This window comes from Plantactinospora sp. A48, from assembly GCF_055793945.1.
Map to the genome: position 1 here is coordinate 69,316 of NZ_JBTIXF010000026.1, position 14,792 is coordinate 84,107.

Genomic DNA, 14,792 nt, shown 5'->3' on the forward strand with positions numbered 1-14,792 from the left:
ACGGGTCCGGCCGGACCGACCGCTCGGCCGGCCCGGAGACGCCGTGCCACCGGTACGACCGCCCGGCATGAACGGCCGGATCGACAGCCGATCCTGGCTCACGCCCCAGTCGCACTGTAGGCACCGGCCACGCGGATAACAACAGGACGCGCATGTGCCGTGACCGATTGTCACGGCCGAATTCATTTCATCCGCGCCGTCGTACGGGTTGGTCGCCCGAGGCGACTACGCTCAGCGGAACGCGGATAACCGTTCGCCATTTTCCGATCACCGCCCGGCCCCCCCACGGCGACCTCGGGGGAACTGCCGCCCGGCCCTACGGGGAGAACGATGACTGAACCGCCCGACGGGGGTGCGATCCGCCCGGCGTCCGACGAACCTCAGCCCACGTACCACCGGGAGCCGGTACCGAGGGCCGCCGGCTTCGATCACGCTGTCCCGGATCACGCCGACCCCGGGTACGGCGACCCGGGCACCGTGGAGTTCGGCGAGGCCGGCTACCCCGTTCCGCCGGGTTATCCGCCGTACGACCCGACCCTGGCCCAGTCCCCGGCACCCCCGCCTCGGCGCCGCCGGCCGCTGTTGATCGTCTCGCTCGTGCTCGGGGTGGTGCTGCTGCTCTGTGGTGGCGGCGGTCTCACCGCGTTCCTGCTGCTGCGCGACGGCGGCGGGGAGGGCGCACCGGACCCGGTGAACGCGGTGGACAACTTCCTCCGGGCGGTCTACCTGGAGCAGGACGCCGGCAAGGCGGCCACGATGGTCTGCCCGGCGGCCCGCGACAAGACGAAGATCAACAAGAAGGTCGACGAGGTCAGGGGTTACGCCAGGCAGTACCCGAACCCGCGGTTCCGCTGGACACCGCCGGCCCTGACCAGCCAGGCGGACCAGCGCGCCGTGGTGACCACCCGACTCACGATGATCACCGGCGACGAACGGTTCGCCGAGCAGCAGCTCAGCCTGACGGTGGTGGAGAAGACCGGCTGGTGGGTCTGCGACGTCGGGTGAGGCGGCACCGGTGTTCGGCCAACGGGGTCCGACCGGGTCCGGCTGGATAGGCTCGGGGCGTGGGAGCGGGTACGGATCCGGCCGGCCCGGCCAGCGAGTCCTGGCCGGCCCGGCTGCATGTCGTGACGGGCAAGGGCGGCACCGGGAAGACCAGCGTGGCCGCCGCGTTGGCCCTCGCGCTCGCCGCCGGTGGACGGCGGACCCTGCTGGTGGAGGTGGAGGGCCGGCAGGGAATCGCGGGGTTGTTCGGACTCGAACCGCTGCCGTACGAGGAGCGCCGGATCGCCACGCCACCGGGGGGTGGTGAACTCCGGGCGCTGGCGGTGGACCCGGAGGAGGCCCTGCTCGAATACCTCGACATGTTCTACCGGTTGGGTGCCGCCGGTAAGGCGCTGCGCAAGTTCGGTGCCATCGACTTCGCCACCACCATCGCCCCGGGCCTGCGGGACATCCTGCTCACCGGCAAGGTCAAGGAGTCGACGACGCGGACCGTCGGGAACCGGCGGGTGTATGACGCGGTCGTCCTCGACGCGCCACCGAGCGGCCGGATCGGCCGCTTCCTGAACGTGACCGCCGAGGCGGCCCGGCTGGCCAAGATGGGCCCGATCAAGACCCAGAGCGAGGGCGTGGCCGCGTTGCTGCGCTCACCGATCACCGCGGTTCACGTGGTCACGCTGCTGGAGGAGATGCCCGTCCAGGAGACCGTGGACGCGATCGGCGAGTTGGACGGGCTGGGCATCCCGGTCGGCCGGGTGATCATCAACGCCGCCCGGACGCCGCTGTCGACCGGGGGTGGTCGGGTCAGCCAGGCGGAGCTGCGGCGTGGCTTGGCCGCGGCGGGTCTGCCAGCCGACCGGGCCACGGTCACCGGCCTGTACGCCGAGGCCCGCGACCACCTGGTCCGCCGGTCGCTGGAGCTGTCGCTGCGGGCCGATCTGGTGGAGTTGGGGCGGCCGTTGCTGGAGTTGCCGCTGCTGCCGAACGGGGTCGACCGGACCGGCCTGGACACCCTCGCCGCGACCCTCGCCAGGGCCTGACCAGAGCGCAGCCGGAGCGCAGCCGGAGCCGAATTGTGGCGGAGGCGAGCACCGGCCCAGACAGCCCAGCCGGAGCCGAATTGTGGCGGAGGCGAGCACCGGCCCAGACAGCCCAGCCGGAGCCGAATTGTGGCGCAGGCGAGCACCAGCTTCGCGGTCCGGCGGAGACGGTCGCGCCACAGCTGTCCGCCGTGCCGGGCGGATGTGGCTCCGATCCCGATACGCTCGGTTCGTGCCCGAAGTTGAAGCCGCACCGCCGCTGGACGTCGACGGGATCCTCGCCGACCCCGGCGTGAAGATCGTGGTGTGCTGCGGTTCGGGTGGGGTGGGCAAGACCACGACGGCCGCCGCCCTGGCGCTGCGGGCCGCCGAGCGGCACGGCCGCCGGACGGTGGTGCTGACCATCGACCCGGCCCGCCGGCTGGCCCAGTCGCTCGGCCTGACCGAGCTGGACAACACCCCGCGGCAGGTCAAGGGCATCGACGCCCAGCTGGCCGGCGGTGAGCTGCACGCCATGATGCTGGACATGAAGCGGACCTTCGACGACGTGGTGGCGCAGCACACCGACCCGGCGAAGGCGGCGGAGATCTTCGCGAACCCGTTCTACCAGGCGATGAGTTCCACCTTCGCGGGCACCCAGGAATACATGGCGATGGAGAAGCTGGGTCAGTTGCACGCCCGGGGCGAGTGGGATCTGATCGTGGTGGACACCCCGCCGTCGCGGTCGGCGTTGGACTTCCTGGACGCGCCGGCCCGGCTCTCCCGGTTCCTCGACGGGCGGATGCTGCGGCTGCTGCTGGCACCGGCCCGCAGCGGTGGACGGAGCATGTTCAACCTGGTCACGGCGTCGTTCGGGATGTTCTCGAAGGTGGTGCAGAAGGTGCTCGGCGCCCAACTGCTCACCGACCTGTCCGGCTTCGTGGCGGCGCTGGACTCGATGTTCGGCGGGTTCCGGCAGCGCGCGGAGCAGACGTACCGGATCCTGCAGGCGCGGGAGACGGCGTTTCTGCTGGTCGCGGCGCCGGAGCCGGACGCGGTCCGGGAGGCCGCGTACTTCGCGGATCGGCTGGGTACCGACCGGATGCCGCTGGCCGGGCTGGTCCTCAACCGGGTGCACCGGCCGGTGGTGCGGACGCCGGCAGCCGCGGAGAGCCTGGCCGCGGCGGAGCGGTTGGCGCGCGCGGGCGACAGCGACGGAACCGCACAGACGCTGCGGGTGCACGCCGCGCTGCTCCAGCAGGAGGAGCGGGAGCGGCGGGTGGCGCGGGGGTTCACCGACGCCTTTCCGGCGGTGCCGGTGGTGGAGGTGACAGCGCAGCCCGCCGACGTGCACGACGTCGACGGGCTGCGGGCGATCGGTACCGCGATCAGCCGTTCGTGACGAGGATCTTCTCCCGGTCCCGCATGGCGGCTTCGAACATCTTCCGCCAGCTCGCCACGTTCGGGTGGCGGCGCAGCAGCGCTCGGCGTTCCCGCTCGGTCATCCCACCCCACACCCCGAACTCGATACGGTTGTCGAGCGCGTCAGCGAGGCACTCGTACCGTACCGGGCAACTCCGGCAGATCCGCTTCGCGACGTTCTGCTCGGCGCCCTGCACGAACAGCGCATCGGGATCACCGTTCTGACACGCCGCCAACGTGGGCCAATCCGGCATCATGCCCATCTGTTCTCGTCCCCCCTAACAGTCGCTACCGACTCGCGCTCGGTAACCAACCCCCCGGCCGCCGCGGCACCCGACCCCCCGGGCACACGGACGACATGCGATCTCCTCGCTCGACCATCATGCTCTGTAGTCGGTTGATTACGCAACGTTGTCGGCCAAATCCATCAATCCGGACACTTCAGACTTCGTTCCGGCTCGCGGCCGGCGTCTACCCGGGGAACTTTGTCGAAAACGGCCCCGGCCGCCCTGGCATGCGGAAGACTCGTGGCGGGTCCGCCGACAAAATTTCGGCGGGGCCGACGCAACCGCTGGTCAGGTTCGTGCGTCTAGCACAACGAAGCCAGCGCCGGCAGGAAATGGGGAAAGTACGCCGCGCGGGCCTCCGGTGTGCCTTCCCGTACCCTGACGGAGTGACTTGGATGCGCAAGCGTGATCACAACCCGCTGACCAACGCCGCATCGCTACTGATCTGCGGACTCCTCGCCGGAGTCGTGGTCGCCGCGGCCGCCTTTCCCGCAGTGGCGATGTCCGGCCTCGCGGCCAAGACGGGCGCCGAGACCTTCGACAAGCTGCCGACGGAACTCACCGTCAAACGGGCGCCCCAGATCACCTATCTCTACGCCTCCGACGCCAAGACGGTGGTCGCGACGATGTTCGACGAGAACCGCCGCGACATCCCGTTCAAGGACATCCCGCCGGTGATGCGGCAGGCCATCATCGCCGCGGAGGACCACAACTTCTACCAGCACAACGGCGTCGACATGAAGGGCGTGGCCCGGGCCTTCGTGAACAACAGCAACGCCGGCACCGACCAGCAGGGCGCGTCCACGCTGACCATGCAGTACGTCCGGATGGCCATCTCGTACTCGGCCACCAAACCCAAGGACGTGGTGGCGGCGACCGAGGACACCACCGCGCGCAAGCTGCGCGAGATGAAGTACGCCATGCAGATCGACAAGGAACTGGGCAAGGACGGCGTGCTGGAGCGGTACCTCAACATCGCGCCGTTCGGCAACGGCGCGTACGGGGTCTACGCGGCCAGCCAGGTCTACTTCGGCAAGCAGCCCAAGGACCTGACGATCGAGGAGGCCGCCCTGCTGGCCGGCATGGTGAAGGCCCCGGACGGGCTCGACCCGACCGACCCGACCAAGAAGGCCAAGGCGCTGGAGCGGCGCAACTACGTGATCTCCGACATGCAGGAGATCGGCGCGATCACGCCGGAGCAGGCGACGAAGGCCAAGGCCACCAAGCTGGTCGTCAAGGGCAAGCCCACCCCGAACGGCTGCGTGGCGGCCAACAAGAACCAGTGGGGCTTCTTCTGCGACTACTTCTACCGCTGGTGGCTGTCCCAGGAGACCTTCGGCGCCACCGCGTACGACCGGGAGCGGCGACTCAAGACCGGCGGCTACCGCATCGTGACCAGCCTGGACGTGCAGGCGCAGCAGGGTGCCAAGGACGGCGTGGAGCACTCGGTGCCGACCGGTAAGAAGGAGGCCCTGATGGTGGCCGCGGTCGAGCCGGGCACCGGCCGGGTGCGGGCGCTGGCCACCAACCGGAACTACAAGCTGGACAACCCGGACAAGCCACAGAACAAGCTCTCCAGCAATCCGGCGAAGCGCAGGCTGAAGATCCGGGGCACCTACCCGAACACCACCAACCCGCTGCTCACCGGCGGCGGCGACATCCACGGCTACCAGGCCGGATCGACGTTCAAGATGTTCACGATGATCGCCGCGCTGGAGAACGGCTACTCGCTCAACCACTCGATCAACGCGCCGGTGATGTTCAAGTCGAACTACCCGGTGGCCGCGAACAGTGACGCCGCCTGCCCGGGCACCACCAACTACTGCCCGGTCAACGCGAGCGCGAGTGAGGCCGGCCGGTACAACATGTGGGGGGCGTTCGGGAAGTCCATCAACACCTATTTCGTACCCCTGGAGCAGGAGGTCGGTGCCGAGAAGGCCGTCGCGGTGGCGAAGCGGCTGGGCATCAAGTTCGCCGGCCGGCCGAGTGACACCAACTCCGACGCGTACCTGGCGGCCAACGCGGAGAGCTGGGGCGCGTTCACCCTCGGCGTCTCGGCCACCACCCCGCTGGACCTGGCCAACGCCTACGCCACGGTCGCGGCCGACGGCACGTACTGCGAGCCGATCCCGGTCGAGAAGATCACCGACCAGGACGGCAACAACCTCGACGTGGCCAAGCCCCGCTGCACCAAGGCACTCAAGACCGAGGTGGCCAGGGCCGCCCTGGACGCCGCCCGGTGCCCGGTCGGTGATCACTCGGCCACCTCCAAGTGCGTCGGCGCCACCGCCCCGGCGGTGCGGAACGTGGTCGGCAAGCCGGTCGCCGGCAAGACCGGCACCACCGACTCGGACAAGACCGCCGCGCTGGTGGCGATGACCAAGCAGTACTCGTTCGCCGGCATCCTGGCCGACCCGGACTGGGCACAGACCACCGAGAAGATGAAGCACGAGGGCAAGGGTGGGGTGAACCCGGCCGTCTACCAGGCGCTGCGGGATGCCATGAAGGGCAAGCCCGGCATCGAGTTCACGCCTCCCGGCAACAAGACCGTCCAGGGTGCCGAGACGACCATCCCGTCGGTGCACTGCCTCTCGCTGGACAGCGCGCGGGCCAAGCTGAAGAACGCGGGCTTCGAGGTCCGCACCGGTGACGGTCGGGTGGACTCCAGTTGCCCCGCCGGCACCGCGGCGGAGACCCTGCCGGACGGCCGGGCGCCCGAGGGTGCCCAGGTGGTCATCCAGGTGAGCAACGGCAAGGGCGCCGGAACCGGAACCGGAACCGGCAACGGCCAGGGCAACGGGAACGGGAACGGGAACGGTCAGGGACCGCCACCGCCGGCGGGTCCCGGCAAACCCAACAACTGACAGGTGAGGAAGGGCCCCTTCTTATCGTTTTCGGTATAGGAAGGGGCCCTTCCTTTCGTCAGGCGCCGAGCCGTCGACGTACCTCGGCGGCCACCCGGCCACCCTCGGCCCGGCCGGCCACCGCGGCCTGAGCCGCCTTCATGGCCGGGCCCAGCTGCGCCCGGCCGGTGAAACCGCCCGCGGCCAGCGCCCCGGCGACCAGCTCCGTCAGCTCGGCGTCGTCGAGCTGCTTCGGCAGGTAACGGTCGAGCACCTCGCCCTCGGCGCGTTCCTTGGCCGCCTGCTCGGCGCGTCCCGCGTCGGCGAACGCGGTGGCCGCCTCGCGACGCTTCTTGGCCTCCTTGGTCAACACCGCCAGCACCTCGTCGTCGGTGAGGTCCCGCTTCTGCGCGCCGGCGACCTCGGCGGTGCCGATGGCGGCCAGCGCCATCCGCAGGGTCGAGGTGGTCACCTCGTCACGGGCCTTGAGACTGGTACGCATGTCGGCGGTCAGCCGGTCCTTCAGGGTGCTCATGGAGGCACAAACTACTCTGGGACGCATGGGAAAGCGCACCGTATTGCGACTGGCCGCCGGGCTCGCGGTCGCCGGGGCGGCCACCTTCGGGTACGCCTCGCTGATCGAGCGGAACATGTTCACCCTTCGGCGGTACGACGTCCCGGTGCTCGACACCGACGCCGAACCGCTGCGGGTGCTGCACCTGTCCGACCTGCACATGATGCCCAACCAGCGCCGCAAGCAGTCGTGGGTGGCGTCGCTGGCCGCCACCGACCCCGACCTGGTCGTGGTGACCGGGGACAACATGGCGGATCCGCGTTCCGTTCCCGGTGTGCTGCGAGCGTTGCACCCGCTGTTGGGCGTTCCGGGCGTCTTCGTCTTCGGCTCCAACGACTACACCGGACCGGTCTGGAAGAACCCGCTCCGCTACGTCCTGCCGCACCGGCCGGACCAGGACTATCCGCACGGTGTGGAGCTGCCGTACGAGGACCTGCGGGACGTACTGGTCGGCGCCGGTTGGGTCAACCTGAACAACGTCCGTACCACGATCAAGGCCGGTGGCCGGCTGATCGAGGTGGTCGGGGTGGATGACCCGCATGTCGAACGGGACGACTACGAGTCGGTGGCCGGTCCGGTCTCGGCCGAGGCCGACCTGTCGCTCGGGGTGACCCACTCGCCCGCCTCGCGGGTGCTGGACGCGATGGCCGAGGACCGGCTCGATCTGCTGCTCGCCGGTCACACCCACGGCGGTCAGGTCTGCGTGCCGCTGTACGGCGCGCTCACCACCAACTGTGATCTACCTCGCTCCATGGCCAAGGGCCTGCATCGATGGCCCGGCTCGGACTCCTGGCTGCACGTCTCGGCCGGGTTGGGCACCCACCCGACCGCGCCGGTCCGGTTCGCCTGCCGACCGGAGGCGTCGCTGCTCACCCTGATCCCGCGCTGACGCCGGGCCCGCCGCTGGTCACCCGGCTGTTCCGCCGGTACGCCGGCAGCGCGCTCGACGGCGATGGTGGGGGCGCCGTCGGCACACCGGGGTACCCGGTTTGACCGTCGGTGGCGGTGGGCTACTATTGCTCGGCACGCCCCGGGGTGTGGCGCAGCTTGGTAGCGCGCTTCGTTCGGGACGAAGAGGTCGTCGGTTCGAATCCGGCCACCCCGACCAGGGCAGAGGGCACATCCGATCGATGGATGTGCCCTCAAGTGCGTCCGGGCCCCGGTGCCCGGGGATCCTCCCGGGTGGCGCGGGATGCCGCCGGGCGGCGTGGGATGCCGCCGGGCGGCGTGGGAAACGTCGCGGGACGGCGTGGGATGCCGCCGGGCGGCGCGGGACGGCGTGGGATGCCGCCGGGCGGCGCGAAGTTCTCTCCGGTGGCGGCGGGTCCGCCGTCAGGGTGCCGAGCTGAGCCAGTCGGCGAACGGCTGGGTGGGCTCGAACCCGTTCCGCGGGCGCGGCCGGACCCAGATGTTGATGTCCGGACAGTCGTCGTAGTGGCTCTGCTGGAGCGCCATCAGTCCGGTCCGGCCAAGCCACACCGACCAGCGGTACGGAAACGCTCCGCCGTCCGCGCCATGGTGGTCCGGGCCGCCGATCGTGGCGGTGATGGTCTCCAGCGTCCGGTCGTAGTGCGCGTCGTACGCGGCTCGCTCCTCGTGGGTGGCGAGCGTCGCCACCGCGCCGGGGTCCCAGCCGCAGAGCGGGACCACCGCCGCGCCCGCTCGGTCGCCCCGGTCGTCCCCGGCGGCGAACTGGAGCACGAGGCCGCCGGGCAGGTCGAAGCAGCGGAGGTGGTCGTCGGACATCTCACTCGGCGCGCCGAGGGTGGCGGCGACCTCCGACACGACGGTCATCTCGAAGTCGCCGTCGGCGAGGGTACGCAGCGGGCGGACGATCGCGGGCGCCAGTGGAAGCGTTTCGATCATCGCTGGATCATGACATCCCGGGCCTTCCGGCGCTGCTCCGGGCGGCCGACCAGGCATCGATCCCGGCGCACGTTCCGGACCACGTCGGGCGGAGTCGCGGGAGTGGCCGGTACCGGGTACGTTCGCGAACGATGATGAACGGGCGGGTCTTGGACGGCCGGTACCGGGCGGACGATCTGCTCGGTAGTGGTGGCATGGGTACGGTGTGGCGTGGCCAGGATCTGAGGCTGGACCGTCCAGTTGCGATCAAGGAGCTGGCCGGCCCGGGGCTGGCCGATCCGATTGCGGTACGGCGGTTCGACCGCGAGGCGCGCACGGTGGCCCGGCTCGCCCACCCGAACATCGTCGCCGTCTACGACGTGGGCGCCGTCGAAGGCACGCCGTACCTGGTGATGGAGCTGGTGACGGGTCGCAGCGTCGCCTCGCTGGTCGCCGACGGCCCGCTCCCGGTGGAGCAGGCGGTGGCGATCGCCGCCCAGACCTGTGCCGGGCTGGCCGCCGCGCACGCGGCCGGGGTGATACACCGGGACATCAAGCCGGCCAATCTGATCGTCACCCCCGGCGGGTTGGTGAAGATCTGCGACTTCGGGCTGGCCCGGCTGGAACAGGCCGATGGCGAGGCCGACCTCACCGGTACGGCGGTCGCGCTCGGCAGCGCCAGATACATGGCACCCGAACAGGTGACCAGCGATCCCGTCGACGGCCGGACCGACCTGTACGGACTGGGCTGCACCCTCTACGCCATGCTGACCGGCGCTCCGCCGTTCACCGGGGAGAACGCGATCGGCATCATCCACCGGCAGTTGACCGAACAGCCGGCGCGGGTACGTACCCTCCGCCCCGACGTACCGCCCGAATTGGACGAGTTGGTGGCGTGTCTGCTGGCGAAGTCGCCCGCCGAGCGACCATCGGACGCCACGGTAACCCGCGCCCAGTTGGTGTCGGGCGGTTCGGGCACCGTACCCGCGGTCGGGGTCGGGCTGGACGCCTCGACCCCGGCGGCCGTGCCGGTGACGGTGTACGCCGACGGCCGGGCTGCCCCGGCGCTGAGCGCCGGCGGCGGGAGTGTCAGCCGATCCGCCGATCCGCCGGTCGATGCCGGCCGGAGGTTCGGATGGGGTGGTGGCGCACCACCGGCGGCGGGCTCCGGGGAACGCCGTGAACCGGCCAGCCGCCGGCACCGCGGCCTGGCGCTCGGCGGCGCGACGCTGGTCGTGCTCGGTGTGGCGCTCGTCGCCCTGATGCCGGTGCTGCGCGACGATCCGGTGAACTCAACGACCGTGGTCAGTCCGGACTCGACTACCGCGCCGGCTACGACGGCCCGGTCCGCCAAGCCGTCGATCGGGTCCCGGCCGCCCAGCGGCGAGGAAGCCTCGGTACCGGCCGGTCCGGTACCGGCGTCGCCATCCACCCCGGGCGGGACAGCCGGCACGCAGGGACCCGATCCCAGCTCGACCGTCGTCCCCGACCCCGCGCGGGATCCGATCGACTCGATGCGGGCCACGATCAGGCGGCAGGTGCAGGCGGGGGTGCTCGATCGGAAGGACGCCGACGACCTGAACCACAAGCTCGACAGCCTGGCCCGCGCGATCGACGAGGACGAGTCCGACGCGGTTGCGAAGAAGAGCCGCGACCTGCGACGCAAGCTCGACGACCTGCGCAAGGGACGGAAACTCACCCCGGCGGCGTACGACTCGCTGATCGCGGACCTCGACCGGGCGACGGCCGACCAGCCCTGACCATCGCCGGCTGGGCGCCAGCGGGGACCAGCCGGGGTGACCACCGACCGGCGCCGATCGCCGTCGGCTCCGTGCCAGGCCGGACCGCCCGGCGAAGGTGGTACGGGGTGGGCCGCGCCGGCCACCGGGTGCCCGGCGCGGCCCACCGTCAACGGTTCCGGTGGTCCTCCACGTGGATCACTTCGAGTTCGTGCCCATCCCAGTCGCGCTTGCTCCGTCCCCACAGCCCGACCGCGAGCGTGCTCTGGTCCTTCACCTCGGTGGGATCCACATAGGTCATGATGTCGCCGTTGTGGCTCCAGACCATCCAGCCTGGCCCGGGATCGAGGGTGATGACTCCGAAGTCGCCGGGAGGGACGTCCGGCGGTATCGGGCCGTATGTCCGGAGGATTTCGGTGGCCAGCACCGCCAGGTCGGCGTCGGGTTCAGGATCCGTCAGCACCACGCAGGTGCCGCGCGCGAAGAGAACCCAGGACTTCGCGTCGTCGTCGATGGTGTTCCGCCAGATGTTTACGAGATCCGCAGCCCGCATGGCGAAATCTTGCCGGGGTCGTCGAATCGGCACAAGGAAGGGCCCCCTCTTATCGCTTTTTGTAGAGGAAGGGCCCCTTCTTAACGGCACTCAGCAGTAGGTGTAGCTCCCCCGGCTGCCCCACGAGCACGTGTCGATCAGCGAGCCGGACCCGTTGCGCAGGTACGCCGTGTCGCCGGTGTTGTTCCAGACGTAGTTGCCGGAAGCCCAGTAGCGGTCACCGTACGCGGGCTTGCCGTTCGTGCCCCGGCCGGTGTGGACGTAGACGTTGTGCCCGGACAGCAGATAGTGGTTGGTGGTGAACCGGTACACGTGACCCGACCGGTCGCGCAGCGTCCAGTTCTTCAGGTTGATGGTGTAGCTCTTCTTGTTCGTCAACCGGACCCATTCGGCATTGAGGCTGGAGTTGCTCCGGGTGTCGGAACCCGGTGAGTTGTAGTAGACCTTGCTGATCAGCACCGCGGGCGTCGCTGCCTGCGCGGGCGCGGCGCCGGCCAGCACGGCACCGGCGGCCAGGACGAGCGCCGACACGAACCCGATGGGTCGGAATCTCATTATTCTGCTCCCTGCGATCGGCGAAGAGGATCATCGCTTGCCGCCGACGTTATCGGCGGGAACCCGCCATTGGTACGCCTTCGGCGCCCATTGGGGCGGCCCGGTGGACAAACCCGCCCGCCTATCCGGCGTCGTACCACCAAATCGATTTCCGAACTGGTCGGCCGGCCGGCGACCCCGACCCGTCCCGGGTGTCCACTTCGCCCTGTCGGTCCCGTCGGTGGGACCGAACGGCCATCAGGACCCGGGAAGACCGCCGGCCCGCGAGGCCGGTCTGGACCGCCAGGACCGAGCCGGCCGCCCGGGGCGAAACTCCACTGCCGCCGGCCTTCGACGCCGTTAGAGTTCGACCCCGGCGGACGGCCGGTCCGTCGGGGACGACCGAGGGGGTTGTCGGTGCGAGCGGTCCAATTCCATGCGTACGGTGGACCTGAGGTGCTGCGCGTCGAGGACGTACCGTCACCGGAGCCGGCCGCCGGCGAGGTGCTGCTGACGGTCGACGCCGTCGGGGTGACCCTGCCCGTCGTCCGGCTCACCCACGGCGCCCCGACGGGTGGCGGGGTGCCGCTGCCACACGTACCCGGTGGGGATGTGGTGGGCCGGGTGGCCGCGGTCGGCCCCGGCGTCACCGGGTGGCGGACCGGCGAGCGGGTCGCCGGAATCGCATTCTCCGGCGCGTACGCCGAACGGGCGGCGGTGCCGGCGGCGTTCCTGCGGCGCGTGCCGGACGACGTGTCCGACGCGGACGCGGTGGCGCTGGTCCGGGGCGGGCATGTGGCGCTCGGTGTGCTGCACGTCTGCGGGCTGCGCCCCGGCGAGAGCGTGCTGGTCACCGGTGCCGCCGGCGGGGTGGGTCACCTGGCCGTGCAGTTGGCTCGGGCGGCCGGCGCCGGGCGGGTGGTGGGCGCCGTCGGCGATGCCGCGAAACGGGATTTCGTCACGGCTCTCGGCGCCGACGCCGCCCTCACCTATCCGGAGATCGGGGCCGGCGAGGAACGGTTCGACGTGGTCCTCGACGGTGTCGGCGGCGAGGTGCAGGCCCGCTGCCTGGCCGCGGTGGCCCCACTGGGCCGGCTCGTCTCGTTCAACGGCACCGGTGGGACGGTGGACGTCAACCAACTACGGATGGCCGGCATCACCGTGATCGGTTTCGGCATGGCGCACTTCGCCGGCCGCCGCGCCGACCTGTACGACCAGCACCGCGAGCAACTATGGCGGTTGTGCCGGTCCGGCGCGCTGCGCCCCGCGATGGGTGGCAGCTATCCGCTGAGCCGGGCCGCCGACGCGCACCGGGCGATCGAGGCCCGGACCAACCTCGGCAAACTCGTGATCCGGCCCACCCTCGATGGTTAGGAAGGGGCCCTTCCTTGCGGTAAATCCGGTCGCGTCGTGTCGTACCCGGACAGCAGACTCGGGAACATGCTGCGCCGCTCCCTCCCCAGCCGCCCGGAGGCCCGCCGGATCCTGTTCGGCACCCTGCTGTCGGCCATCGGTCGAGGGCTGACCCTGCCGTTCCTGTTCATCTACCTCACCGACGTCCGTGGCCTGTCCGACTCCCGGGCGGGCCTGGTGATCGGTTGGTACGGTGCGGTCTCGCTCGCGCTGGCACCGCTGGGCGGCACTCTGATCGACCGGTTCGGCGCGCGTCGGGTCGTGCTGCCCGGCCTGCTCATCGAGGCCGTCGGGACCGGCCTGCTGGCGCTGGTCGGCTCGACCGCCTCGGCCTTCGGGACGGCGACCCTGATCGCAGTCGGCAGTTCGGTGATCTGGTCGGGGCAGGCGACCATTCTCGCGTCGCTGACCACCGAGGCGGAGCGGCAGCGGGTCTTCGGCCTCCAGTTCGCCCTGCTGAACCTCGGCATCGGGGTCGGCGGCCTGGTGGCGGGCGCGATCGTGAGCGTCGCCCACCCGGTCACCTTCCAGGCCATCTACCTGATCGACGCCCTGAGCTACCTGGCACCGGCGATCATCCTGCTGAGCCTGCGGGGGGTGGGCCAGCGGATCGCCGACAGCCGCGACGGGACAGCCGCCGTCAGCTCCGGTGGATACCTGACGGTGCTCCGGGACCGACCGTTCCGTCGGGTGGTGATCTTCGGACTCATCCTCACCACCTGCGGCTATGCCCAGATCGAGGTCGGGTTCACCGCGTTCTCGATCCGGGTCGTCGAGGTGTCGCCCCGGGTGGTGGCCTGGGCGCTGGCCGCCAACACCGTGATGATCGTCCTGTCCCAGCTGCTGGTCATCCGGCGGTTGGAGGGACGCAGCCGGTCGGTGGCGCTGGCCACCGTGGGCGGGATCTTCGCCACCGCCTGGCTCGTGCTGGGCGTGGGTGGCGTGATCGGCACCCGCAGCGCGCTGCTGGCCGCGCTGTCCGTGGTGGCCTGCTCCGCCATCTTCGGTTTCGGCGAGACGATGCTGTCGCCGGTGATGCCCGCCCTGACCAACGCGCTGGCCAGTGACGAGTTGCGGGGCCGGTACAACGCGATGAGTTCGATGATCTGGGGGGTCAGCGGCGTCATCGGACCGGTGAGCGCGGGTCCGCTGATCGGTGGTGGACACGGCACCCTCTGGGTGTACCTGGTGATCGGTGGCTGTCTGCTGGCCTCGATCGTGGCCCTCTCGCTCCGCCCGCTGCTGACCCCGGCCCAGGACGGCCGCACCCCGGTCACCGCCGGGACGGTCGCCGAACCGGAACCAGTCCACGTGACGGCCACCGGACCGGAACCGGCCACCCGATGAGGAACACCGCCGGCACCGGGCGCCGGTGACGGGTGTCGAGCCGGCACCGGCCAGCCGATGAGGAACGACACGGGTGACGGGCGCCGAGCCGGAACCGGCAGCCGGCGGGGGGGGGGGGGGGGGGGGGGGGGGGGGGGGGGGGGGGGGGGGGGGGGGGGGGGGGGGGGGGGGGGGGGGGGGGGGGGGGGGGGGGGGGGGGGGGGGGGGGGGGGGG

Annotated in this window: 13 protein-coding genes and 1 tRNA gene; 9 read left to right on the forward strand and 5 right to left on the reverse strand. The window is 70.9% G+C overall.

Going from position 1 to position 14,792, the window contains the following annotated elements:
- The first annotated feature begins 330 nt into the window (after positions 1-330).
- The 3 genes from ACXN5W_RS15825 to bagB all read left to right on the forward strand — a co-directional run bounded on the left by ACXN5W_RS15825 (position 331) and on the right by bagB (position 3,423).
- Complete coding sequence (locus ACXN5W_RS15825) at positions 331-1,005, forward strand: Rv0361 family membrane protein (RefSeq protein WP_473159042.1); 675 nt, start codon at positions 331-333, stop codon at positions 1,003-1,005.
- A 59-nt stretch (positions 1,006-1,064) separates the two neighbouring features.
- Complete coding sequence (bagA, locus tag ACXN5W_RS15830) at positions 1,065-2,042, forward strand: ATPase BagA (RefSeq protein ID WP_473159043.1); 978 nt, start codon at positions 1,065-1,067, stop codon at positions 2,040-2,042.
- 202 nt (positions 2,043-2,244) lie between these two features.
- Positions 2,245-3,423: an ATPase BagB gene (gene bagB / locus ACXN5W_RS15835; protein WP_473159044.1), complete on the forward strand. Its 1,179-nt coding sequence runs from the start codon at positions 2,245-2,247 to the stop codon at positions 3,421-3,423.
- Here the strand turns inward: bagB and ACXN5W_RS15840 are convergent.
- Positions 3,410-3,706, reverse strand: a complete 297-nt coding sequence (locus ACXN5W_RS15840; RefSeq protein ID WP_473159045.1) for a WhiB family transcriptional regulator — start codon at positions 3,704-3,706, stop codon at positions 3,410-3,412. The genes bagB and ACXN5W_RS15840 overlap by 14 nt on opposite strands.
- Before the next feature lie 419 nt (positions 3,707-4,125).
- Here ACXN5W_RS15840 and ACXN5W_RS15845 point away from each other — a divergent pair, with 419 nt between their 5' ends.
- Positions 4,126-6,594, forward strand: coding sequence for a penicillin-binding protein (locus ACXN5W_RS15845; protein ID WP_473159046.1), 2,469 nt, complete (start codon positions 4,126-4,128; stop codon positions 6,592-6,594).
- A gap of 58 nt (positions 6,595-6,652) precedes the next feature.
- Here ACXN5W_RS15845 and ACXN5W_RS15850 read toward each other — a convergent pair whose 3' ends face one another.
- Positions 6,653-7,108, reverse strand: coding sequence for a GatB/YqeY domain-containing protein (locus tag ACXN5W_RS15850; protein ID WP_473159047.1), 456 nt, complete (start codon positions 7,106-7,108; stop codon positions 6,653-6,655).
- A gap of 25 nt (positions 7,109-7,133) precedes the next feature.
- Here ACXN5W_RS15850 and ACXN5W_RS15855 point away from each other — a divergent pair, with 25 nt between their 5' ends.
- On the forward strand, positions 7,134-8,036 hold the full coding sequence (locus ACXN5W_RS15855; protein ID WP_473159048.1) for a metallophosphoesterase: 903 nt from the start codon (positions 7,134-7,136) through the stop codon (positions 8,034-8,036).
- Between the two features lie 142 nt (positions 8,037-8,178).
- Positions 8,179-8,255: transfer RNA gene (locus ACXN5W_RS15860), tRNA-Pro, on the forward strand.
- Between the two features lie 224 nt (positions 8,256-8,479).
- On the opposite strand, the gene ACXN5W_RS15865 is transcribed toward ACXN5W_RS15860, so the two are convergent.
- On the reverse strand, positions 8,480-9,013 hold the full coding sequence (locus ACXN5W_RS15865; RefSeq protein ID WP_473159049.1) for a hypothetical protein: 534 nt from the start codon (positions 9,011-9,013) through the stop codon (positions 8,480-8,482).
- A 134-nt stretch (positions 9,014-9,147) separates the two neighbouring features.
- On the opposite strand from ACXN5W_RS15865, the gene ACXN5W_RS15870 reads away from it, so the two are divergent.
- Entirely contained in the window at positions 9,148-10,752 is a 1,605-nt protein-coding gene (locus tag ACXN5W_RS15870) for a serine/threonine-protein kinase (RefSeq protein WP_473159050.1), read from the forward strand.
- 148 nt (positions 10,753-10,900) lie between these two features.
- On the opposite strand, the gene ACXN5W_RS15875 is transcribed toward ACXN5W_RS15870, so the two are convergent.
- Together ACXN5W_RS15875 and ACXN5W_RS15880 are read right to left on the reverse strand one after the other, a co-directional pair.
- Positions 10,901-11,284, reverse strand: coding sequence for a hypothetical protein (locus ACXN5W_RS15875; protein ID WP_473159051.1), 384 nt, complete (start codon positions 11,282-11,284; stop codon positions 10,901-10,903).
- Between the two features lie 90 nt (positions 11,285-11,374).
- Positions 11,375-11,839 (reverse strand): lamin tail domain-containing protein, encoded by a 465-nt coding sequence (locus ACXN5W_RS15880; protein ID WP_473159052.1) that lies wholly within the window; start codon positions 11,837-11,839, stop codon positions 11,375-11,377.
- A 396-nt stretch (positions 11,840-12,235) separates the two neighbouring features.
- Between ACXN5W_RS15880 and ACXN5W_RS15885 the strand changes: the two genes are divergently transcribed.
- The gene (locus tag ACXN5W_RS15885) at positions 12,236-13,192 is read left to right on the forward strand and encodes a quinone oxidoreductase family protein (RefSeq protein WP_473159053.1); all 957 of its coding nucleotides are present in this window, start codon (positions 12,236-12,238) and stop codon (positions 13,190-13,192) included.
- Between the two features lie 66 nt (positions 13,193-13,258).
- Positions 13,259-14,578: an MFS transporter gene (locus ACXN5W_RS15890; RefSeq protein WP_473159054.1), complete on the forward strand. Its 1,320-nt coding sequence runs from the start codon at positions 13,259-13,261 to the stop codon at positions 14,576-14,578.
- The last annotated feature ends 214 nt before the right edge of the window (positions 14,579-14,792 follow it).

Excerpts from the sequence above, each read along its gene's own strand:
- ACXN5W_RS15825 (WP_473159042.1), top strand. The coding sequence starts at position 331 with ATGACTGAACCGCCCGACGGGGGTGCGATCCGCCCGGCGTCCGACGAA.
- bagB (WP_473159044.1), top strand. The coding sequence starts at position 2,245 with ATGTGGCTCCGATCCCGATACGCTCGGTTCGTGCCCGAAGTTGAAGCC.
- ACXN5W_RS15840 (WP_473159045.1), bottom strand. The coding sequence starts at position 3,706 with ATGGGCATGATGCCGGATTGGCCCACGTTGGCGGCGTGTCAGAACGGT.
- ACXN5W_RS15845 (WP_473159046.1), top strand. The coding sequence starts at position 4,126 with ATGCGCAAGCGTGATCACAACCCGCTGACCAACGCCGCATCGCTACTG.
- ACXN5W_RS15850 (WP_473159047.1), bottom strand. The coding sequence starts at position 7,108 with ATGAGCACCCTGAAGGACCGGCTGACCGCCGACATGCGTACCAGTCTC.
- ACXN5W_RS15855 (WP_473159048.1), top strand. The coding sequence starts at position 7,134 with ATGGGAAAGCGCACCGTATTGCGACTGGCCGCCGGGCTCGCGGTCGCC.
- ACXN5W_RS15865 (WP_473159049.1), bottom strand. The coding sequence starts at position 9,013 with ATGATCGAAACGCTTCCACTGGCGCCCGCGATCGTCCGCCCGCTGCGT.
- ACXN5W_RS15870 (WP_473159050.1), top strand. The coding sequence starts at position 9,148 with ATGAACGGGCGGGTCTTGGACGGCCGGTACCGGGCGGACGATCTGCTC.
- ACXN5W_RS15875 (WP_473159051.1), bottom strand. The coding sequence starts at position 11,284 with ATGCGGGCTGCGGATCTCGTAAACATCTGGCGGAACACCATCGACGAC.
- ACXN5W_RS15880 (WP_473159052.1), bottom strand. The coding sequence starts at position 11,839 with ATGAGATTCCGACCCATCGGGTTCGTGTCGGCGCTCGTCCTGGCCGCC.
- ACXN5W_RS15890 (WP_473159054.1), top strand. The coding sequence starts at position 13,259 with ATGCTGCGCCGCTCCCTCCCCAGCCGCCCGGAGGCCCGCCGGATCCTG.